Origin of the sequence: Amycolatopsis thermophila, assembly GCF_030814215.1 — a bacterium.
GTDB classification, from domain to species: Bacteria; Actinomycetota; Actinomycetes; order Mycobacteriales; family Pseudonocardiaceae; genus Amycolatopsis_E; species Amycolatopsis_E thermophila.
Genome location: NZ_JAUSUT010000001.1, coordinates 1307894 through 1328748, shown reverse-complemented (window position 1 = coordinate 1328748; position 20855 = coordinate 1307894). Strand labels below are relative to the sequence as shown.

18 protein-coding genes are annotated in these 20855 nt (G+C 72.6%); 8 read left to right on the top strand and 10 right to left on the bottom strand.

All coding sequences use genetic code 11. The annotated features are described in order from the left end of the window. Positions 1–4: 4 nt before the first annotated feature. From FB470_RS06575 to FB470_RS06565, 3 genes are all read left to right on the top strand, one after another. The gene (locus tag FB470_RS06575; protein WP_306989569.1) at positions 5–1204 is read left to right on the top strand and encodes a 5-(carboxyamino)imidazole ribonucleotide synthase; all 1200 of its coding nucleotides are present in this window, start codon (positions 5–7) and stop codon (positions 1202–1204) included. Next, positions 1159–1701: a 5-(carboxyamino)imidazole ribonucleotide mutase gene (gene purE, locus FB470_RS06570; RefSeq protein ID WP_306989568.1), complete on the top strand. Its 543-nt coding sequence runs from the start codon at positions 1159–1161 to the stop codon at positions 1699–1701. Before FB470_RS06575 ends, purE begins: the two co-directional genes overlap by 46 nt. An 82-nt stretch (positions 1702–1783) precedes the next feature. Further along, positions 1784–2818: a F420-dependent hydroxymycolic acid dehydrogenase gene (locus FB470_RS06565; protein ID WP_306989567.1), complete on the top strand. Its 1035-nt coding sequence runs from the start codon at positions 1784–1786 to the stop codon at positions 2816–2818. On the opposite strand, the gene FB470_RS06560 is transcribed toward FB470_RS06565, so the two are convergent. Then, positions 2815–4473 (bottom strand): class I adenylate-forming enzyme family protein, encoded by a 1659-nt coding sequence (locus FB470_RS06560; RefSeq protein ID WP_306989565.1) that lies wholly within the window; start codon positions 4471–4473, stop codon positions 2815–2817. The two genes, FB470_RS06565 and FB470_RS06560, sit on opposite strands and share 4 nt — an antisense overlap. Before the next feature lie 63 nt (positions 4474–4536). Here FB470_RS06560 and FB470_RS06555 point away from each other — a divergent pair, with 63 nt between their 5' ends. Continuing rightward, positions 4537–5739, top strand: a complete 1203-nt coding sequence (locus tag FB470_RS06555) for an acyl-CoA dehydrogenase family protein (protein ID WP_306989563.1) — start codon at positions 4537–4539, stop codon at positions 5737–5739. 61 nt (positions 5740–5800) lie between these two features. On the opposite strand, the gene FB470_RS06550 is transcribed toward FB470_RS06555, so the two are convergent. From FB470_RS06550 to FB470_RS06525, 6 genes are all read right to left on the bottom strand, one after another. Then, positions 5801–5950 carry a hypothetical protein gene (locus tag FB470_RS06550; protein WP_306989561.1) on the bottom strand — a complete coding sequence of 50 codons (150 nt, stop codon included), beginning with the start codon at positions 5948–5950 and terminating at the stop codon, positions 5801–5803. Between the two features lie 343 nt (positions 5951–6293). After that, positions 6294–6992, bottom strand: a complete 699-nt coding sequence (locus tag FB470_RS06545) for a TIGR03089 family protein (protein ID WP_306989560.1) — start codon at positions 6990–6992, stop codon at positions 6294–6296. After that, a complete protein-coding gene (locus tag FB470_RS06540; RefSeq protein WP_306989559.1) occupies positions 6989–7342 on the bottom strand; it encodes a hypothetical protein in 354 nt (117 codons plus the stop codon). The genes FB470_RS06545 and FB470_RS06540 overlap by 4 nt, the downstream gene beginning before the upstream one ends. Next, positions 7285–7833: a SigE family RNA polymerase sigma factor gene (locus FB470_RS06535; protein WP_306989558.1), complete on the bottom strand. Its 549-nt coding sequence runs from the start codon at positions 7831–7833 to the stop codon at positions 7285–7287. The genes FB470_RS06540 and FB470_RS06535 overlap by 58 nt, the downstream gene beginning before the upstream one ends. A 923-nt stretch (positions 7834–8756) precedes the next feature. After that, the gene (locus FB470_RS06530; RefSeq protein WP_306989556.1) at positions 8757–9965 is read right to left on the bottom strand and encodes an LCP family protein; all 1209 of its coding nucleotides are present in this window, start codon (positions 9963–9965) and stop codon (positions 8757–8759) included. Between the two features lie 52 nt (positions 9966–10017). Continuing rightward, complete coding sequence (locus FB470_RS06525) at positions 10018–11331, bottom strand: LCP family protein (RefSeq protein ID WP_306989554.1); 1314 nt, start codon at positions 11329–11331, stop codon at positions 10018–10020. Positions 11332–11439: 108 nt separating this feature from the next. Here FB470_RS06525 and rfbB point away from each other — a divergent pair, with 108 nt between their 5' ends. Both rfbB and rfbD read left to right on the top strand, forming a co-directional pair. Then, positions 11440–12432: a dTDP-glucose 4,6-dehydratase gene (gene rfbB, locus FB470_RS06520; protein WP_306989553.1), complete on the top strand. Its 993-nt coding sequence runs from the start codon at positions 11440–11442 to the stop codon at positions 12430–12432. 2 nt (positions 12433–12434) lie between these two features. Further along, positions 12435–13316, top strand: coding sequence for a dTDP-4-dehydrorhamnose reductase (gene rfbD / locus FB470_RS06515; RefSeq protein WP_306999088.1), 882 nt, complete (start codon positions 12435–12437; stop codon positions 13314–13316). Positions 13317–13945: 629 nt separating this feature from the next. On the opposite strand, the gene FB470_RS06510 is transcribed toward rfbD, so the two are convergent. From FB470_RS06510 to FB470_RS06500, 3 genes are read right to left on the bottom strand one after another with little or no spacing between them, the layout of a single operon-like run. Beyond that, the gene (locus FB470_RS06510) at positions 13946–15031 is read right to left on the bottom strand and encodes a glycosyltransferase family 4 protein (RefSeq protein WP_306989552.1); all 1086 of its coding nucleotides are present in this window, start codon (positions 15029–15031) and stop codon (positions 13946–13948) included. Beyond that, positions 15024–17528, bottom strand: coding sequence for a glycosyltransferase (locus tag FB470_RS06505; RefSeq protein ID WP_306989551.1), 2505 nt, complete (start codon positions 17526–17528; stop codon positions 15024–15026). Before FB470_RS06505 ends, FB470_RS06510 begins: the two co-directional genes overlap by 8 nt. A 36-nt stretch (positions 17529–17564) precedes the next feature. Continuing rightward, entirely contained in the window at positions 17565–18470 is a 906-nt protein-coding gene (locus tag FB470_RS06500) for a glycosyltransferase family 2 protein (RefSeq protein WP_306989549.1), read from the bottom strand. A gap of 18 nt (positions 18471–18488) precedes the next feature. Between FB470_RS06500 and FB470_RS06495 the strand changes: the two genes are divergently transcribed. Both FB470_RS06495 and FB470_RS06490 read left to right on the top strand, forming a co-directional pair. Beyond that, complete coding sequence (locus tag FB470_RS06495) at positions 18489–19538, top strand: glycosyltransferase family 4 protein (RefSeq protein WP_306989548.1); 1050 nt, start codon at positions 18489–18491, stop codon at positions 19536–19538. Between the two features lie 42 nt (positions 19539–19580). Beyond that, positions 19581–20726 (top strand): glycosyltransferase family 4 protein, encoded by a 1146-nt coding sequence (locus FB470_RS06490; RefSeq protein WP_306989547.1) that lies wholly within the window; start codon positions 19581–19583, stop codon positions 20724–20726. Positions 20727–20855 lie beyond the last annotated feature (129 nt).

Here is a 20855-nt window from a genome sequence, read left to right as displayed (position 1 = left end):
TGTTATGGACAAGCGCACAGGCCTCCCGATCGTCGGGATGGTGGGCGGCGGCCAGCTCGCCAGGATGACACACCAGGCCGCGATCTCGCTGGGACAGTCGATGCGGGTGCTCGCGGTCGACGAGAACGACTCGGCCGCGATGGTCGCCGGGAGCGTCCAGATCGGGCACCACACCGACCTGGACGCGCTTCGCGAGTTCGCGAAGACGGTCGACGTGGTCACCTTCGACCACGAGCACGTCCCGTGGGAGCACCTCTTCGCGCTGGTCAACGAGGGTTTCACGGTCCGTCCCGGCCCGGACGCGCTGGCGTTCGCGCAGAACAAGCTCGTGATGCGCGACCGGCTGTCGGCCACCGGCTTCCCGTGCCCGCCGTACGCGGAAGTGTCCGAAGTGGAGGACCTGCTCAAGTTCGGCGCGGAGCACTCGTGGCCGGTCGTGCTGAAGGCCGCCACCGGCGGGTACGACGGCCGTGGCGTGTGGATGGTCGACGACGACGCCGAGGCGCGCAAGCTCGTCCCCGAGCTGCTGGCCGCGGGCACCGAGCTGCTGGTGGAGCAGCGCGTCGAGATGAAGCGCGAGCTCTCCGCGCTGGTCGCCCGCTCGCCGTTCGGGCAGGGCGCGGCGTGGCCGGTCGTGGAGACGGTGCAGGAGAACGGCATCAACACCGAGGTGCTGGCGCCCGCGCCGGGCCTCACCTCGCGCCAGGTGCACGAGGCGCAGGAGCTGGCGCTGCGGCTGGCGGACGAGCTGAACGTGGTCGGCATCCTGGCGGTCGAGCTGTTCGAGACCGACGGCGGCCTGCTGGTCAACGAGCTGGCGATGCGCCCGCACAACTCCGGCCACTGGACGATGGACGGGTCGGCGACCTCGCAGTTCGAGCAGCACGTGCGCGCGGTCCTGGACTACCCGCTGGGTGTGACCGACCTGCTCGCGCCGACGGTGATGGCGAACGTCCTCGGCGCGCCGGTCACGCCGGAGATGGCGCCCGACGAGCGGCTGCACCACCTGTTCGCCCGCTTCCCGGACGCGCACGTGCACCTCTACGGCAAGGGCGAGCGGCCCGGTCGCAAGCTCGGGCACGTCAACTTCGTCGGCGGCGACCTGGAGAACCTGCGGACGCGGGCCAAGCTGGCCGCGCACTGGCTGTCGCACGCCGAATGGCCCGATGGCTACGACATCCACGGCAAGGGAGCGCGCTCGTGACCGACGTCGGCGTGATCATGGGCAGTGACTCGGACTGGCCCGTGCTGGAGGCGGCCGGGGCGGCGCTGGACGAGTTCGGCGTGTCCTACGAGGTCGGCGTGTACTCCGCGCACCGGACGCCGCAGCGCATGCTGGACTACGCCCGCACGGCGGCGGAGCGTGGCCTCAAGGTGATCATCGCCGGCGCCGGTGGAGCCGCGCACCTGCCGGGCATGGTCGCCTCGGCGACCGTCCTGCCGGTGATCGGCGTGCCGGTGCCGTTGAAGTACCTGGACGGTATGGACTCGCTGCTGTCGATCGTGCAGATGCCGGCCGGGGTCCCGGTGGCCACGGTGTCCGTCGGCGGCGCCCGCAACGCCGGGCTGCTGGCGGTGCGGATCCTGGCCGCGCAGGACCCGGCGCTGCGGGAGAAGATGGCCGCCTTCCAGGCCGACCTCGAACAACTGGTGCTCGACAAGGACGCCAAGCTCCGCGAACGCGTGCGTCCGCAGCCCTGAGGCCCGGGCGGGCCCGTCCCGCCACCACGCGCGAACAGGTGAACTCCGGCTCGATCCGGTGCGCGCCGGGTATCCGGCAATCATGGAGTTCTCGCGCCGCACGCTGGGCATGTTCGCCGCCTCCGCCGGGCTGCCCCGGTTCGAACCTCCGGCGGCGCGGGCGCCCGTCGGGCTGGTGTTGTCGCACGAGCAGTTCCCCACCGCACGCCTGCTGGACTTCGCCCGCCAGGCGGAGGACGCCGGCTTTTCGTTCGTGTGGGCCAGCGACCACCTGCAGCCGTGGCAGGACGACCAGGGCCACTCGATGTTCCCGTGGCTGACGCTCGCGCTGGTCGGCGAGCGGACGCGACGGCTCGCCTTCGGGTCCGGCGTGACCTGCCCCAGCTACCGGCATCACCCGAGCGAGGTGGCGCAAGCGTTTGCCTCGCTCGAACTGCTCGCACCGGGACGGACGTTCCTCGGCGTGGGCACCGGGGAAGCGGTCAACGAGCAGGCCGGCACGGGCCAGTACGGCCGCTACGCCGAGCGGCACGACCGGCTGGCCGAGGCGATCGAGCTGATCCGCCGCCTGTGGACGGGGGAGCGCGTCACCTTCCGTGGCCGGTTCTTCACGACCGACCAGCTCAAGCTGTACGACCTGCCGTCGAAGCCGCCGCCGGTGTACGTGGCCGCGCAGGGGCCGAAGAGCGCGCGGCTGGCGGGCCGGTACGGCGACGGCTGGATCACCCAGGCCGGGGCGTCGCTCGACCCGGCGCTGCGGAACGCCTTCGCCGAGGGTGCGCGGGCGGCGGGCAAGAACCCGGACGCGATGCCGAAGTGGGCCGAGCTGTTCGCGGTGGCCGGCGACCAGCGCGAGATCGACCTGGCGGCCGCCCGCTGGCGGTTCACCGTGAAGCCCGCCGACCTGCCCAACCCCGAGGCGATCCAGGAGGCCGCGCAGGCCACGTCGCTCGCGGAGGTGGCGTCGCGGTGGGCCGTGGGCACCGATCCGGCGGTGCACGTCGAGGCGGTGCGGAAACTGCTGGACGCGGGCGTGACGCCGGTCCTGCACTTCCCGCAGCAGGACCCGGGCGCGGCCATCGAGTTCTACCGCACCCGGGTCCTGCCGCGGCTCTAGAGCTGCCGGCGCAGCTCCCGCTTGAGGATCTTGCCCGCCGCCGAGACCGGGATCTCGTCGACGAACCGCAGTTCGCGGATCCGCTTGTAGGGCAGCACGTTGTCGTTGACCGCGGACAGGATCTCCTCCTCGGTCACGCTCTCGTCCGCCCGCACCACGAACGCCACCGGCAGCTCGCCGACCTCGACCTGCTTGCGCCCCACGACGGCCGCGGCCGCGACACCGGGATGCGCGATGAGCAGCTCCTCCAGCTCGCGCGGGTACACGTTGTACCCCTTGTAGAGCAGCATGTCCTTCTTGCGATCCACAATGGACAAGTAGCCGTCCTTGTCCAGCACGCCGATGTCGCCGGTGTGCAGCCACCCGTCGACGAGCACCGCGGCCGTCTCGTCGGGGCGGTGGTGGTAGCCCTCCATGACCTGCGGGCCGCGGAGGCACACCTCGCCCTGTTCACCCTCGGGCAGCGGCTCCTCGCCGCCCTCCAGCGGCACGATCTTGACCTCGGTGTCGAACACCGGCACGCCCACCGTGCCCTGCTTGCGCAGTCCGGACCGGAACGACGGGTTGAGCGTCGCGCCCATGGTGACCTCGGTGAGGCCGTAACCCTCGGTGATCACCGCGTCCGGGAACCGCGCGGCCAGTGCCTTGAGCATTTCGTGGGGCAGCGGCGCGGCGCCGGAGCTGATCCCGCGGACCGACGACAGGTCCCGCGTCGCCAGGTCGGGGCAGGCCAGCAGCGCCGCGAACAGCGCGGGCGCGCCGCCGATGCCCGTGACCCGCAGGCGCTCGGCGTCGGCGAGGTAGGCGACCGGGTCGAAGCGGTCGTGCAGCGTGGTCGAACCACCGGCCATGACCGGCACGTTGAGCCCGCCGATGGTGCCCATCGCGTGGAACCACGGCGTGAGGTTGATGCCCGAGCCGGTGCCGAGGCGGACCGTCCACTCGTCCTCGCTGCCGACCTGGTCGAGCGTGAGGTCGCCGTCCGCGTCCAGGGCCGGGAGGGACCCGGTGCCCCAGCAGGCGTACTGGAGCGTGTTGACCACGACGTTGCGGTGCGGCAGCCGGACGCCCTTGGACCGTCCGGTGGTGCCGCCGGTGTAGGACAGGTGGGCCAGTGCGGTGCGGGTGTCGATGTCCAGATCGGGGCGGGTGCCGGGCTGGCCGGCGAGGAACGACTCGAACTCGACCTGGCCGTCGGCGAGGTCGTCCGGCGCGACGACGATCACCAGGCGCACCGACGTCTGGTCGCGGACGGCGGTCAGCACCGGCGCCACCTTGCCGAGGGTGACCGCCGCGACCGCGCCCGAGTCGGCGAGCTGGTGCGCGAGGTCGGCGGGCGGGAGCAGCGGGTTCGCCGGGGTGAAGGTGGCGCCGGCGAGCAGAATCCCGTAATAGGTGACGGGGTAGGCGAGGCAGTTCGGCAGGTGGATGGCGACGGTCGAACCGGGCCCGATCCCTTGCTCCCGAAGCGCGTTGGCGAACTGGCACGCGCCCGCGTACGCCTGCGCGTACGTCAGGGAGCGGTCGTGGTGGGCGAACGCGATTCGGTCCCCGTACCGCTTCGCGGCGCCGGCGAGGATCGAGCCGGCGGGCACGTCGGGGTAGTCCAGCGATCTCGGGAAGTGGGGCGGCCATGACCCAGCGGTGATCGGCATCACTCCACCATAGAGCGGATCTGCGGCCCAGAACACAACTTCGGGTGGTGAACGAGCATTAACATGGATGACGGACTTCTTACCCGTTCGAGGAAGGTGACGCAGGTGTCGGAGACCCCGGGCCTCTACCAGCTGGCCGAGGAGCACGAGGAGCTGCGTGCCGCCGTGCGTGCGCTGGCGGAGAAGGAGATCGCGCCTTACGCCGCCGAGGTGGACGAGCAGGAGCGGTACCCGGTGGAGGCCCTGAAGGCGCTCAACGCGTCGGGCTTCAACGCCGTGCACATCCCGGACGAGTACGAGGGTCAGGGTGCGGACGCGATCGCGGCGTGCATCGTGATCGAGGAGGTCGCGCGGGTCGACGCGTCGGCGTCGCTGATCCCGGCGGTGAACAAGCTGGGCACGCAGCCGATCATCCTGTCCGCGTCGGACGAGCTGAAGAAGCTGGTGCTGCCGGAGATCGCGGCGGGCGCGACGGCGTCGTACGGGCTGTCGGAGCGCGAGGCCGGTTCGGACACCGCGTCGATGCGCACGCGGGCCCGGCTGGACGGGGACCACTGGGTGCTCAACGGGACGAAGGCGTGGATCACCAACGCCGGCGAGTCGACGTGGTACACGGTGATGGCGGTGACCGACCCGGACGCGCCGAAGAAGTCCAACGGGATCTCGGCGTTCGTGGTGCACAAGGACGACCCGGGCTTTTCGGTCGGGCCCAAGGAGCGCAAGCTGGGCATCAAGGGCTCGCCGACGCGGGAGATCCACTTCGAGAACTGCACGATCCCGGCGGACCGGATCATCGGTGAGCCGGGCACCGGGCTGAAGACGGCGCTGCGGACGCTGGACCACACGCGGCCGACGATCGGGGCGCAGGCGCTGGGCATCGCGCAGGGCGCGCTGGACGCGGCGGTGGCGTACGTGAAGGAGCGCAAGCAGTTCGGCAAGGCGATCGCCGAGTTCCAGGGCGTGCAGTTCATGCTGGCGGACATGGGCACGAAGATCGAGGCCGCCCGGCACCTGGTGTACGCCTCCGCGGCGGCTTCCGAGCGCGGCGACGCGCGCGCCGGGTTCATGGCCTCGGCGGCGAAGTCGTATGCGTCGGACGTGGCGATGTCGGTGACCACGGACGCCGTGCAGCTCTTCGGCGGTGCCGGCTACACCCGCGACTTCCCGGTCGAACGCATGATGCGCGACGCGAAGATCACCCAGATCTACGAAGGCACCAACCAGATCCAGCGCATGGTGATGGCGCGGGCCCTGTTGAAGGGCTGACGTTCTCCGAAGTTCGGCGCGGCGCCCGGGGTCCGGGTGCCGCGCCGTTTTCGTTGCCGGGTCAGTTCCCGAAGTTGTCGCAGGAGGCGATCGCGAACTGGCCGGTCGCGGTGCCGGTCTTGGCTTCCTTGCCGTCGACCGTGTTGCGCGCCCGGCCGAGGCCGACCGGCGACAGGAGCAGCCCGAGGACCACCAGCGGCCACGCGACCATGCCGGCGATCGGCGCGAAGATCAGGCCGTCGGTGCATTGGGGTGGGACGTAGACATACGAGAGGCCTCCTTCCGGTCAGCGGTCTTGTCGGACCGCCTCAACCACTCGGCACCTTGGCATGTCGAGAGTGTGGGTCGACCTGATGAGCGGCGTCGAGACCGTGGGCGCCGTCGCGTTCATCGCTGACGTCGCGCTGCCCGTGGTGGGTGTGCTGTTCGCGATCGGCGGGGCCGGCGCGATGATCGCCGTTCACGTTGACCACGGCCTGACCGGCCAGGGCGGCTACGAACTCGTGCTCACCCTGGGCGCGGCGGCGGGCGCGCCGGGCCGAGCTGCGGACCGGCTAGGCGAGCAGGTCGACCGTCGTGCGCTCGGCGGCCCGGCGGTCGTCCAATGCGGCCGGGTCCGGGTTCGAGATCTGCACCAGGTGGGCGCCGGCCGACAACGGGGTCAGCAGGCCGCCCAGCACGCCCTCGGGCACGCTCCACTCCACAGTGGACAACACCCGTGCGCCGGATCCGATGTTTTCCGCACGGGATCGGGCTTCCGCCAGCACCTCGTCCACAGTGGAACCGGCCAGCGCCGGTGTATCACCCGGGATCGGCATCATCGGGCTGAAGTCGTCGCCGTACGCGCGGGCCTCGTTCAGGTAGTCCAGCGCGCCCTCGACCGGCGCCGTCAGGCCGCGGCCCATCGGGTCCAGCGCCACGACGGCCGTCGCCTCGGCGCCCGCGCCCGAACCGCCCGGCGCCACGAACGCCACCCGGGCCCCGGACGGCGAAGCGACCACCTCCGCGCCGCACCACCACGCGCCGAGCAGCACGCCGGCGGTCTGCCAGTGCGCGGGCAGCACCACGGCCACCGGATCGCCCGGCTCCACGTCGAACTCCTCGACCAGCCAGTTCGCCGTCTTCGCGGCCCAGTTCGCGGTGGTCGCCACCGACAGCTCGACGCGCGTGCCCGCCGCGTCGTCGTAGTGGGTGATCAGCGGCTTCCCCGGCTGGGCCAGCAGGGGGCGGAACAGCGCGTCGGTCAGGCTCACGGTGTCGATTCTGCCTGCCGGCTCGACGCGCCGGGGCTACGGGGCTCCGCCCCCGGCACCGGGTCCGCGGTGGGTACGCCCGGCGGCGGCACCGCGATCGGCGGCGCGGGCGCGGGGGTGACGGTCCGGACCGGGCCGGCCGGCCGGATCGGCTCGCGATCCGCCGGGGACACCGCGACGGCCACCCCGATCACCGCGGCGGCGCTGGCGAGGGCGCTGCCGATGATCGCCAGCGTGCGCCTGCGGTCGCGAATCCGCGCGCCCCGCGCGATGACGTCATCCGCGCTGACGCTCATCGCCGGTCCGTCGTCGACCTCGTCGAAGAGGACGCGGATGTCGTCGTCGCGCATGTCACCTCCAGCCGTTGCCTCAGCGTGGCGAGACCCCGCGCGGCCTGGCTCTTCACCGTGCCGGTGGAACAGCGCAGCACGTGGGCGGTCTCCTCGACGGACAGATCGTTGTAGTAGCGCAGGACCAGCACCGCGCGCTGTCGGGGCGGGACGGCGGACAGCGCCTCGGCGAGGACGACCCGCTGGTCGGGGTCGCCCGTCGCGGACGGGGGTTCCGGGGGAGTGTCCGTCAGGTGCTCGCGCCGGTGCAGGGCGCGTCGGTTGTCGGCGAGGAAGGTGCGCACCACGACGCGCCGGGCGTAGGCGTCCAGCGCGTCGTGGCGGGACAGCCGCGGCCAGGCGACGTACAGCTTCAGCAACGCGGCCTGCGCGATGTCCTCCGCCCGGTGCCAGTCGTGGCACAGGAGGTAGGCGGTGGTGCGGAGGGCACGCGCGTTGCGGGCGAAGTACTGGCTGAACTCGCCGTCCCACGGCGCCGGGGAGCGGCCCACCTAGCGAGCGACCGCCGGAGCCGGCGCGGCGACGGGTGGTGCGGGGGCGGCGGTGGGCCCGCCGGGCTCGGCGCTGGGCGGGGCTGGCTCGGCGGTGGGCACTCGGGTGTCGGCGGTGGGCGGGGCTGGCGCCGCAGCCGGCACCCGGGTGTCGGCATGGGGCGGCGCTGGCGCCGCGGTGGGCACTCGCGTGTCGGCATGGGGCGGGGCCGGCACCGCGGTGGTGGGCACTCGGGTGTCGGCGGTGGGCGGGGCTGGCGCCGCAGCCGGCACCCGGGTGTCGGCATGGGGCGGCGCTGGCGCCGCGGTGGGCACTCGCGTGTCGGCATGGGGCGGGGCCGGCACCGCGGTGGTGGGCACTCGGGTGTCGGCGGTGGGCGGGGCTGGCGCCGCAGTCGGCACCCGTGTCTCGGCGGTCGGGGCTGGCGCGGCGGCGGGCACTCGGGCGTCGGCATGGGGCGGGGCTGGCACCGCAACGGGCACCCGTGTCTCGGCATTGGGCGGGGCCGGCGCGGCGGTGGGCCCGCTGGGCTCGGCGCTGGGCGGGGCTGGTGCGGCGGTGGGCCCGCTGGGCTCGGCGCTGGGTAGGGCTGGCGTGGCGGTGGGCACTCGCGTGTCGGCATGGGGCGGGGCTGGCACCCGCGTCTCGGCGGTCGGGGCTGGCGCGGCGGCCGGAGTGCCCGGGTCAGCAATCGCCGGCACCGGCGCGGCGGTGGGCACCTGGGGCTCGACGGGCACCGGCCCGGCTCCGGTCGTCGCGTCGGCGATGGCCAGTGAACCGCCCACGAGCGCCACCCCGGCGGCGAGCGCGCCGGCCACCACAGTTCGGATACGCATGAGTCTCCTCGGCACGTGACACCACCACGGTGGTGGCGTCTCTGCCCTTACTCATGCCGGCAGCGACCCGATCGGTTGCACCGGATTCAGTTCACACAGCTCACCCCGGCGGGCACGGCCTTCGCCGGGGCACCTCCACCGGACGCCCCGCCACCCGAGCCGGGGCTCCGACCCGCCAGCCCGGCGAAGAACTGCCGCACCGCGAGCGGGTCCACCTGCACGATGCTCTGCTGCCCGTCGGGGCTGCGGCCGTCGATCGTGGTCACCGGGATGGTCGTGAAGGTGACGTCGCCGGTCGCCAGGCCCTTCGCCTTGTCCGCGAACTGCAACAGGTCGAAGTTCGGGTCCAGCACCAGAGACCGGTGCAGCGCGTCGGTCAGCTCACCCAGGGTCCCCGGGTTCGCCAGCACCCCGGCCGACAGCACCTTGTGCAACGCCGAGGACAGGAACGCCTGCTGCCGGACGATCCGGTCGAGGTCACCGCGCGGCAGGTTCTTCCGTTGCCGCACGAACGACAGCGCCTCGCCGCCGGACACCGTCTGCACCCCGGCCCGGAAGTCGGCGCCGGAGTCCTTGTCCTCCGTCGCGTGGTTCAGGCACACCTCGACGCCCCCGAGCGCCTCCGTGATCAGGTAGAACCCGAGCAGGTTGACCTCGGCGTAGTGGTCGATCCGCACCTGCGTGAAGTCCTGCACCGCCTGCACCAGCGCCTGCCGCCCGGCCTGGTCGGAATCGCGTTCGACGGTGGCCGAGTCGCGCCGGCCCTGGCGGCGCAGCTCGTCGGCCTTCGCCTGTTTCGCCAGGCCGTACACCGAGTTGATCTTCCCCTGCCCGCCGCGCGGCACGTCGATCCAGGTGTCCCGCGGGATCGACACCGCGTACGGCTTCGCGCCGTTCTTCGGGATCCGCACGACGATGATCGTGTCGGTGTTCACGCCGCTGGTCTGCTCGGTGCGCAACGTCTTGAGCACCTGCAGCGGCAGCGCGTTGCCCTGCATGTCGGTGCGCGCGTCCGCGCCGACCAGCAGGATGTCCTCCGCGCCGTCGTCCGCGGGCGGCGCGGGCTGGCCGGCGGGCAGGTCGAGTGCGTCGGTGGTGTGCACGTTGCCCTGGACCTCGTGGTAGGTCGCCCACGCGTAGCCGGTCGCGACCAGCGCGGCGACCGACACGAGCGCCAGCAACACCTTCCCGGTGGCGCGCACGGGACGGCGGCGGCGCGCTTCCCCCTCGTCCCGCGGCTCGTCGCCCGGAGGCGTCGACCGCGGGTAGGGCGTCGGTTTCGGTTCGTCGTCCATCCCCGTGTCTCCCCCTCCTCGGACCCCGTCCCAGGTTAGGTGACCACCGGCGTCAGTTCACGCACGGCACGTCGCCCGCCGTGATCGGCGGCGGCGGGGGTGAGGTCGTCGTCGAGGCCGACGAGGAGGTGGCCGGCGGCGGCGAGCTGACCCGGCGGCTCGAAGTCGCCGGGACGCTGGACGACGGCGGCGACGACGTGGCGGTGACCGAGGTCGACGTGCGCGTGCCGGGATCGGCCGTGAGCTGGTCCACGAAGGTGTGCACGGCCGCCGGGTCGACCCGCACCACGTCCGCGCCGCCGATGACCGCGTTGCCGATCACCGGGATGGTCCGGAACTCGATGTTGCCGCCGTTGAGCCCGCGCATCTGGGCCGCGAACTCGGGCAGGTCCCAGTTGTCGGACAGCACGACCGACTTCTTGACGGCGTTGATCACGTCGGCGAGTTTGCCGGGGTTGGCCAGCACGTCGCGGGACAGCATCTTCCGGGCCAGCCCGGACAGGAACGCCTGTTGCCGGGCGATGCGGTCCAGGTCGCCGTTCGGCAGGTCGTACCGCTGCCGCACGAACGCCAGCGCCTGCACCCCTTCGACCGTCTGCCGCCCCGCGGGCAGATCGACCCCGGACTTGCGTTCCCGCACCGGCGCCTTCAGGCACACCTCGATGCCCCCGAGGGCACGGGTCACCTCGTAGAAGCTCGCGAGGTTCACCTCGGCGTAGCGGTCGATCATGCCTGGTTTGCCGATGAACGTCTCCAGCGTCGAGATCAGGTTCTTCCGCCCGGCGACCTTGGCCTGGTCGTCCGCGTCGGCGAGATCGACGCCCTGCTGCTGCAGTTCCCGGAACTTGTCGTTGTAGGCGTAGACGAACGCGCCGTTGAGCTTGTGCTTGCCGAACCCGCCGGACAGCTCGACCCACGAGTCGCGCGGGAACGAGATCGCCACCGCGCGGCGCCCGTCCTGCGGGATGTGCACGAGGATCATGGTGTCGGTCTGCTTCTCGCCGTCGGCGTCGCCGGCGTGCAGCATGTCCAGCACCTCGCGCGGCAGCGGGTTGCCCTGCGCGTCGGTGCGGCTGTCCATGCCGACCAGCAGGATGTCGATCGCGCCGTCCAACGGCACCGCGTGCAGTTCCTCGTCGTCGAACACACCGGTGGTGGACAGGCCCGAGTTCGGGTCGCCGATGAACTGCCAGCCGTACCAGGTGACGGTCAGGACGGCCACCGACACGAGCGCGACGATGAGCTTGCCACCGCGACGGGCGACAACGGCGATACGGTTGCCCCGCCGTCTGGGAGACGGAATGGGCCGCGCGGGCCACGTGACCTCGTCCGCGGCGTCCAGGCGGGTGGTAAGCCCGTCGGTCACGCTCACTCCCCTCCCAGCCCCCGACCCGAGTGATTGTCTCCAGATTACTGTTCGGGTGAGTGAAGCGGCCGTGGGCCGGGCCAAGACGATCAAGTGGAGGAGTGCGCGATGCGGGTCCTGGTGACCGGGGGTGCGGGTTTCATCGGCTCGCACTACGTCCGGCAGGCGCTGTCCGGGGCCTACCCGGCCCTGGCCGACGCCGAGGTGGTGGTGCTCGACAAGCTCACCTACGCCGGCAACGAGGCCAACCTGGCGCCGGTCGCGGACTCGCCGCGGCTGCGTTTCGTGCGCGGCGACATCGCCGATGCCGAGGTGGTCACCGAGGTCATGAAGGGCGTTGACCTGGTCGTCCACTTCGCCGCGGAGTCCCATGTGGACCGCTCGATCCTCGGCTCGGCGGATTTCGTGCGCACCAACGTGCTCGGCACCCAGACCCTGCTGCAGGCCGCGCTGGAGGCGGAGGTCGGCAGGTTCGTGCACGTGTCGACCGACGAGGTGTACGGCTCGATCGAGAGCGGATCGTGGTCGGAAGATCACGTACTGGAGCCGAATTCGCCGTATTCCGCGTCGAAGGCGTCGTCGGACCTGATCGCCCGCTCCTACTTCCGGACCCACGGGCTGCCCGTGTGCGTGACCCGGTGCTCGAACAACTACGGTCCGTATCAGTTTCCGGAGAAAGTCATCCCGCTTTTCGTTACCAATTTGTTGGACGGACTGACCGTTCCGCTCTACGGTGACGGGCTCTACGTCCGTGACTGGCTGCACGTGGACGACCACTGCCACGGCATCCAGCTGGTCGCCGACGGCGGCCGTGGCGGGGAGATCTACAACATCGGCGGCGGGACCGAGCTGACGAACCGGGAGCTGACCGAGCGGCTGCTGGCCGCGGTGGGCGTCGGCTGGGAGCGCGTCGAGCGGGTCGCCGACCGCAAGGGGCACGACCGGCGGTACTCGGTGGACATCACCAAGATCAGCACCGAGCTCGGGTACGCGCCGAGGGTTTCCTTCGACGAGGGTCTGGCGGATACGGTGCGCTGGTACGCCGACAATCGGGCGTGGTGGGAGCCGTTGAAGAGCCGCGCCGCGCTGGTGGGGAAGTGACGATGCTCAGTGTGCTCGTGCCCGGTGGGACGGGGCAGCTCGGCCAGGCCCTGTCCGCACTCGCGTCGCCCGGGGTCCAGGTGGTGGCGCCGTCCTCGGCCGATGTGGACGTGACCAGCGCCGGGTCCGTGATCGCCGCGGTCAACGCACTGGCCGCGGAGGCCGCCGAGGCCGGGCGCAAGCCGCTGGTGATCAACGCGGCCGCCTACACCGCGGTGGACGCCGCGGAGACCGACGAGCCCCGGGCGTTCCGGGTCAACGCGGACGGCGCACGGGTGCTCGCCGCGGCTTGCTCCTCGCGGCGTGTGCCGTTGATCCACGTCTCGACGGACTACGTGTTCCCCGGCGACGCGTCCCGCCCGTACGAGCCGGAAGACCCGCTCGGGCCGCGCAGCGCCTACGGCCGGACGAAGGCGGCCGGTGAGGACGCCGTGCTCGGCTCGGGCGCGCAGGTGTGGGTGGTGCGGACCGCGTGGGTGTACGGCGCGGGCGGGGCGAACTTCGTGGAAACCATGCGGCGACTGGAATCCGAGCGGGACACCGTGTCTGTTGTGGACGATCAGCGCGGTTCCCCGACCTTCGCCGGGGACCTCGCCGGGGGGCTGCTGGAGCTCGGCCGGGCGATCGCCGAGGGCCGCGCCCCGCAACGACGCGTGTTGCACTGCACCAACGCCGGGGAGACGACGTGGTTCGGCTTCGCGCGGGCGATCTTCGAAGAGCTGGGTGCCGACCCGGAGCGGGTGAAGCCCTGCACGACGGCCGAATTCCCGCGGCCCGCGCCGAGGCCGCCGTACTCGGTGCTGTCCAATGAGGCCTGGGTGACCGCGGGATTGACGAAGCTGCGCCCCTGGCGCGAGGCGCTGCACGCGTACTTCAGCGCCTAGCAACGACGAACCGGAAGCCGACAACGCTCGGCGACGCGGACCCACCACCCGAACCGGAACCCGGCAACGCCACGTGAGACGCTGCCTCGCCAGACCTCCCGGCGCCCGGCAACGCTAGGCGACCAGGGACCTCGCCAGACCTCCTCGCACCCCCCAGGCGCCCGGCAACGCCAGGCGAGGCGCGACGTCACCAGACCTCCCCCGCCCCCGATCCCCAGCCCGCCTTTGGTCGCCGACCAGGCGTGTCAAGGTACTCTTTCCCGCCTTGACACGCCTGCTCGGCGACCGAAAACACTCCACCCGGAGGGGGCGGGGGAGGTCGGCACCCAAGGTGACCGTTCGGCGCCGCAGGCGCCCACCGCCGCGAAGCGGTGGGAAAAGATCAAAAGAATGTCCTCGCCGGACGGGCAGGCTCCGGGATGACCGGGGAATGCAGTCATCTCACCTCATGCAGTGGGTCGCTGGGTGGTCATCCCGTCGCCTGATCGAGGCCTATCACTGTGAGCCAGGCCCGCACGCTTGTGTTCTTCGGCCGCCGGACCCGGCGCAGGGTGCGGGCCTGGCTCACAGTGATGTGACGGCCTCAGGCGACGGGATGACCACCCAGCTCCTTTGAGGGCGGCGCGCCCCTAGCGTTGGGCGGCTTGGCGGTAGGCGGCCAGGGTGGTTTCGGCCGTGCGGCGCCAGGTGAAGCCCGCCGCGTGGGCTCGGCGCTCGATGGACACCGACGCGGACGGGGGCTCGGCGACGGCTTCCCGGAGCGCGCTGATCAGGGCGTCCATCTCCCCATACGGCACGAGGTGGGCGAACCCGCCGGAAATCTCGCGCAGCGCCGGGATGTCCGAGCACACCACGGGCACGTCCGAGGCCAGCGCCTCCAGCACGGGCAGTCCGAAACCCTCGTCCCGCGACGGGAGCACCAGCGCGGCCGCCCCCGCCATCACGTTGTGCAAGTCCCGTTCGGACAGGTAACCCAACCGCCGGGCCCTGGGCGTGCTCGGTGCCGGCCCGGGGCCGGAGAACACGAGCGGGGGCAGGTCGTCCGCGGCGGCGTGGGCCTTGAGCAGCCACTCCAGCCCCTTGCGCGGGCCGGCGGCGCCGACGAACAACAGGTACCGCTCCGGCAGGCCCAGACGCTCGCGCATCGGCTCGTCGGGCGGGTGCCCGGTGAACCAGGCCGCGTCCACGCCCAGCGGCGTGACCACGATCTTCCCGCGGTCGACGTCCAAGCGGGCCGCGACCGCGTCCGCGACGGCCTCCGTCGGCGTGCAGATGACGTCCGCGCGGGCGGCGCCGCGGCGGACCAGTTCCGGCAGCTCGCGGTCGCTGGGCGGCAGCTCACCGGGCGTGTCGAGGAAAGCCAGGTCATGGATGGTGAGCACGCCCGCGGCCCGCGCCGCACCGGGCAGCACGAAGTTCGTTCCGTGCACCACGTCCGCCCGGCCCGCGAACAACTCCACCGGCGGGAACGTCGAGCGCAGCCACGCCTTGCGCAGCATCCGCGCGGCGACCGGCATGCCGCGGGCCCGTGCACCGTGCGGCAACACGTAGCGCAGCCGACGCCACCCGCGCAGCGTGAAGGCGACCGCGCGCATGTCCACTTCGGACATCGACGCGAGCTCTTCGGCCAGGGACGCGGTGTAGCGCCCGATGCCGGTCCGGTCGCCCAGCAGCGGCGTACCGTCCAGCAGGACCCGGAGCGCTCGCTCAGCCACGGCGCCGGGCTACCTTCCGCACCCGCCCGGCGACCCGTCGAGCCAGCTCCTTCGGTCCGCCGTCGGCGAGGTATTCCTTCACCAGCGCCAGATCCCGCCGCACGGCCTCGGCGCCGCGCACCGGCTCCTCGACCGTCAGCTCGGCCGCGCCGACCAACCGGTCCGCCGCCGGACGCGGGTCACGGCAGAACTCCACCAACGGCGCCAGCGCGGTCGGCCACGCGTACCGCTGCGCCACCACCTCGATGCGCTCCCGGCACCCGGCGGCGAACTCCTCGTCGTAGAGCACCCGCTCCAGCGCGTCGGCGAGGGCGTCCACGTCCTCGGCCGGCACCACGACACCCAGCCGCTCGTCGCGGACCAGGTCGGCGAACGCGTCGCCGTCCGTGGTCACGATCGGCAGCCCGGCCCACAGGTAGTCGAGCACGCGGGTGCGGAACGCGAACGTCGTCTCGACGTGCTCGAAGTGCGTGGTGACCCCGCAGTCCGCGTCGAGCAGCCAGTTCTGCCGCTCGCCGAAGGGCACCCAGTGCTCGTTGAAGTAGACGTGCTTGTCGGTCAGCCCGAGACGGTCGGCCAGCCGCATCGTGCGCGCCCCGATGTCCATCTCCGCGACCTCGGGGTTCGGGTGCTTCATCCCGAGGAACACCAGCTTCACGTCCGGCCGCCGCTGCCGCAGCCGGTCGATCGCCTCGACCAGGGTCAGCGGGTCGAACCAGCTGTAGACGCCACCCGCCCACAGCACGACCCGGTCACCCTGGTCGATGTCCAGGGTGGCGCGCAGGCCCGGACCGGTGCGCACCGGCGGTTCGGGCGACAACCCGAACGGGACGACCGCCAGCAGCGACTGCGTCGTCGGGTCCGCGTCGTAGAGCCGCGGCGAAAGCCGGCCCAGCGCGGCCAGGTGCCCCAGCCAGAACAGCCGCTGCCGCTCGGAGGCGCACAGGAAGAAGTCACCGCGCAGCAGCTGCGCGTCCAGCACCCGGGTAACGCCGGCCAGGTCTGCCGCGCGCCGGTCGTCCGGCGCGCTCTTGCCCTGCTCCAGCAGCTCCAGGTGCATCGGGTCGTAGAGGTCGCAGACCACGATCTTGCTGGAGTCCCTGGCCTTCAGCGCGGGCGCCATCTCCAGCACGTGACCCTGCAGGATCACGACGTCGGCCCACGCGACCGGCTCGGTCAGGTCGCGCTTGCGGGCCGCGCTGACCGGGAACGGCGCGGGCGGCGGCGCGGCCAGCGGGTTGACCGTGACCAGGCGGACGTCGTGCTCGGCCGACAGCACCGACGCGATGTTCCACGCGCGGATCGCCGGGCCGGCCATGCGCTCGGTGATCGCGTCGCCGGTGATCACCAGGACCTTCCGGCGCTGCCCGAACACGGCCTCGATGCCGAAGACGTCGGCCAGGACGTCGTGCGCCGCGAGGTAGCGCGGCAGCGGGTAGGCCGGTTCCAGGGCCTTGCGCATGAGCGGGATCAGGTCGGCGTCGGTGCGCACGCGAGCGGCCTGCTCGGCGGCCCGCGACCCGGCCAGCGACGGCAGCAGTTCGACGAACTGGTCGATCGCCAGCACACCGGCCAGCGTGGTGCGCGGGATCGCGACCGGCGCGGTCTCGACCGGACCGGACTTCGCGAGGTCCAGCTGCGTGGGGTCCAGCTCGCCGCGTGCGGTGGCCCGGCGGACGGCCAGCGCGAGCGCGGCGGGCAGCACCTTCGCCAGCGTCTCGTCGGAGAGGTTCTTGTAGAGAGCGGCGAGTGCGTTGCGCTCCAGCAGGAACGTCTCCCGGCCGGTGTCCGGAACGTCCACTTCGGACATCGTGCCGTGGTGGCGGTGGTAGGCCACCGACTCCGGCACGTACCGCACGCGCCAGCCGCGCAGGTTCAGCCGCCAGCCCAGGTCGACGTCCTCGTAGAACATGAAGAAGCGCTCGTCGAACCCGTCCAGCGCCCGGAACACCTCGGCCCGGACGAACATGGCCGAGCCGGTCGCGAACAGGACGTCCTTCGCGACCTCGTGCTCGCCGGTCGCGACATCGGCCAGCGGTCCGCCGGCGTGCCGCTTGTAGCCCATGCCGAACCAGGTCAGCCCCGCGTCCACGAAGTCGACACCGGTGCCGTCCCAGTCCAGGACCTTGCTGGCCACCGCGGCGACGGCCGGCTCCGCGCGCAGGACCTCGACCGCGGCCTTCGCCCACGCCGCGTCCGGGCGGGCGTCGTTGTTGAGGAACGCGAGCACGCTGCCCCGCGCGTGCTTCGCGCCGAGGTTGCAGCCGCCCGCGAAACCGGTGTTGGTGTCCGACTCGATCACCGTCGCGTCACCGGCCGCGGACTTGATGCGCGCGACGTCGTCACCGCCGGAGGCGTTGTCGACCACCAGCACCTCGAGGTTCGGGTAGTCGAGGTCCTCGCGCAGCGCGCGCAGGCAGTTGATCGTGTGTTCCGCGCCCCGGTAGTTCACCAAGATCACCGAGACCAGCGGCAGTGGTGCATCCCCCTGGACCAACGCCCGACCTCCGAATTCGCTGCTCTGCCGGAGAGACTATCGGGAGGTCCAGGCCGCCCAGACCGCGCCTCGGCCGACCGTCGAGCGGCGCGTGATCGACTTCCGCGCGGCGAGCGTGGCGGGCAGCCGGACGATGATCTCGCCCAGTACCCGGCACCGCAGGCCGACGCGGAAATTGGGCGCTTCGGGCACGCCGCGGCGCAGCGGCAGCAGCGCGGTGAGGACGGCGAACCGCGCCAGTTCGCGCGCGGCGACCGCGGCCGGTGCGCAGCGGAGCAGGGTCAGCAGGCGGTTGCGTTCGTTCCAGCGGTGGAAGCTGTCCGAACCGGGTCGCGTGCTGGCGCCGTGGCGGTGTGTGACACGGGCACTGGGAACCGTCACGATGTCGTGGCCCGCGAGCCGCAGCCGCCAGGCGGTGTCGGTGTCCTCGTAGTAGCAGAAGAAGCCCGCCGGGACGCCGCCGGCTGCGCGCAGGATCTCCGTGCGGATCAGCGCCGCCCCGCCGCAGAAGCCGAACGCCGGTGTGGTCGTGACGTCCCGGCCGTGCCCGTCCGCGGTGAGGCCGACACCGAGGGACTGGACCTGGCCGTCGGCGTACTCGAGGCGGGACGTGGCGGCCGCGGCTTCGCCCAGGTTGTCCTCCAGCTCGGCGAGCCAGTCCGCGGCCGGGGTGGCGTCGTCGTTCAGCCACACCATGAACTCGGTGTCCACTTCGGACAGCGCGCGGGCCATGGCGCCGGCGTACCCGGTGTTGCGGGGGAGGCGGATCGTCTCCGGCGTGGACGGGTGCCGGGCCAGGAGGGCGGCCGTGCCGTCGTCGGAGGCGTTGTCGACCACCAGCAGCCGGTGCGGGCGGGTCTGCGCGGCGACGGCGTCCAGGCAGGCGGTGATGTGCGCGGCACCGCGCCAGGTGACCACCACGACGGTGCTGCGGATCGGCACGCGGGAAGAATACGGGTCGTGCCGGAACTCGTGGTCATCGCCGAGCAACTGCTCGCGCCCGTCCCCGGCGGGACGGGCCGCTACACCGCCGAGTTGGTGCGCGCGCTGGCCGAGACCGCGCCGGCCGGGTGGACGGTGTCCAGCGTCACCGCGCGGCACAAGCGGGGGTTGCCGGGCGCGCGGACGCTGCCGCTGCCGCCGCGGGCGCTGATCGCGGCCTGGCAGGCCGGCGTGCCGTACTGGCCGGGTGGGGACGCGGTGCACGCGCCGACGCCGCTGGCCCCGGCGCGCGTGCCGAAGGGGCGCACGCTGTCGGTGACCGTCCACGACACGGTGCCGTGGACGCATCCGGAAACGCTGACGCCGCGCGGGGTGCGCTGGCACCGGGCGGTGATCGCGCGGGCCGCCCGGCGTGCGACGGGGCTGGTGGTGCCGACGCGGGCCGTCGCGGACGACCTGGCGAAGCGCGTTCCGGTGCGGGCGCCGGTCACGGTGGCCGGGCACGGGGTCGCGTCGGTGTTCACGCGCGACGACCTGCCCGAAGTGGACGTCCCGGCGCGGTACGTCCTGGCGGTCGGGACGCTCGAGCCGCGCAAGGGCATCGACGTGCTGATCTCGGCGATGGCGCGGGTCGGCGTTCCGCTGGTGCTGGCCGGGCAGCCCGGCTGGGGTGGTCTGGACCCCGTCGCGATGGCCGGCGACCGCGCGGACGTGCGGGTGCTCGGGCGGTTGGACGACGATGCGCTCGCGGCGGTCCTGCGGCGGGCGTCCGTGCTCGCGGTGCCGAGCCTCGCGGAGGGGTTCGGGCTACCGCTGCTGGAGGCGATGGCGGCGGGGGTACCGGTGGTGCACTCGGACGCTCCAGCGCTGGTCGAGGTCGCCGGGGGAGCGGGGGTGCGGGTGCCGCGCGGGGACGCCGCGGCGCTGGCGGCGGCCTTGAACGGTGTGCTGTCCGACCCGGAACGGGCCGCTGACCTGGTGAGTCGCGGACGGGCGCGTGCGGCGTCGTTCTCGTGGGCGCGGGCGGCGGAAGCCGTGTGGGCCGTTCACGAACCCGCCACTTCGTGAGTTCCCGACCACGGTGGTGTCGATCAGCCGTACCCTGCACGAGTGGGAAGAGGCGAACCCAGCGTCCTGATCGATGCCACCGCCGTGCCCGCGGACCGGGGCGGGGTCGGTCGTTACGTGGACTCGCTGGTGGCGGCGCTGGACGACGACGGCGCGCCCATCACCGTCGTGTGCCAGCCGCGCGACTTCCGGCTCTTCGACCGGCTGGCACCGCACTCGCGGGTCGTCCCGGCGGTCCAGTCCACCGCGACGCGCACCGCGCGGTTGATCTGGGAGCAGACCACGCTGCCATCGCTGGCGCGGCGGCTCGGGGTGGATGTGGTGCATTCGCCGCATTACACGATGCCGCTGGCCGGGCCGGCGGCCTCGGTGGTGACGCTGCACGACGCGACCTTCTTCACCGACGCGGTGCTGCACTCCTCGGTGAAGGCGCGGTTCTTCCGCGGCTGGACGCGCACCGCGCTCCGCCGGGCCACCCTGTGCGTGGTGCCGTCGAAGGCGACCGCGTCGGAGTTGGCGCGCGTGGCGCGGGCGCGGCGGCTGGAGATCATCGAGCACGGGGTCGACGTGGAGCGGTTCCACCCGCCGGCACCGGAAGAAGTGCGGGCGGCGCGCGCGGCGATCGGGCTCGAGCGGACGCCTTACGTGGCCTTCCTGGGGGCGCTGGAGCCGCGGAAGAACGTGCCGGCGTTGATCCGGGGTTTCGTGAAGGCGGTGGAGCACCGGCCAGACCCGCCGGCGCTGGTGCTGGCCGGTCAGCCGGGCTGGGACACGCAGGTGGAGAAGGCACTGGCGGCGGCGCCGTTGCGGCTGCGGGTGATCCGGGCCGGGTACCTGCCGTTCGACACGCTGGCCGGGTTCCTGGGCGGGGCGGAGCTGGTGGCCTACCCGAGCCTCGGGGAGGGCTTCGGGTTGCCGGTCCTGGAGGCGATGGCGTGCGGGGCGTGCGTGCTGACCACCCGGCGCCTGTCGCTGCCCGAGGTGGGCGGCGACGCGGTCGCCTACTGCGGCGTCGGGCCCGGCGACGTGGCCGTGGCGCTCGGCGAGCTGCTGGACGACCCCGCACGGCGCGCTTCGCTCGCCTCGGCCGCCCAGCGCCGCGCGAAGGAGTTCTCGTGGGCCACGAGCGCGGAGAAGCACCGCGAGGTGTACGCCAAGGCGTGGCACCTGCACAAGCGGGAGCAGTAGCTCGTTGGACGGCGTTCGGCCGGGCGGGGTGTAGTCGATGGCGCGATGCCCCCGTCGACCCGCTGAGCGTGGCAGGCGACCAGATCCCTGACCGCTTCCCCGGGGCAGCGTTGCCGGTCCTGCTCCTCG

What these genes read in the sequence shown, in the direction of transcription:
- FB470_RS06565 (WP_306989567.1), top strand. Translation starts at nt 1,784, where the DNA reads ATGGAGTTCTCGCGCCGCACGCTGGGCATGTTCGCCGCCTCCGCCGGG.
- FB470_RS06575 (WP_306989569.1), top strand. Translation starts at nt 5, where the DNA reads ATGGACAAGCGCACAGGCCTCCCGATCGTCGGGATGGTGGGCGGCGGC.
- FB470_RS06550 (WP_306989561.1), bottom strand. Translation starts at nt 5,950, where the DNA reads ATGGTCGCGTGGCCGCTGGTGGTCCTCGGGCTGCTCCTGTCGCCGGTC.
- FB470_RS06555 (WP_306989563.1), top strand. Translation starts at nt 4,537, where the DNA reads ATGGATGACGGACTTCTTACCCGTTCGAGGAAGGTGACGCAGGTGTCG.
- rfbB (WP_306989553.1), top strand. Translation starts at nt 11,440, where the DNA reads ATGCGGGTCCTGGTGACCGGGGGTGCGGGTTTCATCGGCTCGCACTAC.
- purE (WP_306989568.1), top strand. Translation starts at nt 1,159, where the DNA reads ATGGCCCGATGGCTACGACATCCACGGCAAGGGAGCGCGCTCGTGACC.
- FB470_RS06530 (WP_306989556.1), bottom strand. Translation starts at nt 9,965, where the DNA reads ATGGACGACGAACCGAAACCGACGCCCTACCCGCGGTCGACGCCTCCG.
- FB470_RS06560 (WP_306989565.1), bottom strand. Translation starts at nt 4,473, where the DNA reads ATGCCGATCACCGCTGGGTCATGGCCGCCCCACTTCCCGAGATCGCTG.
- FB470_RS06540 (WP_306989559.1), bottom strand. Translation starts at nt 7,342, where the DNA reads ATGCGCGACGACGACATCCGCGTCCTCTTCGACGAGGTCGACGACGGA.
- rfbD (WP_306999088.1), top strand. Translation starts at nt 12,435, where the DNA reads ATGCTCAGTGTGCTCGTGCCCGGTGGGACGGGGCAGCTCGGCCAGGCC.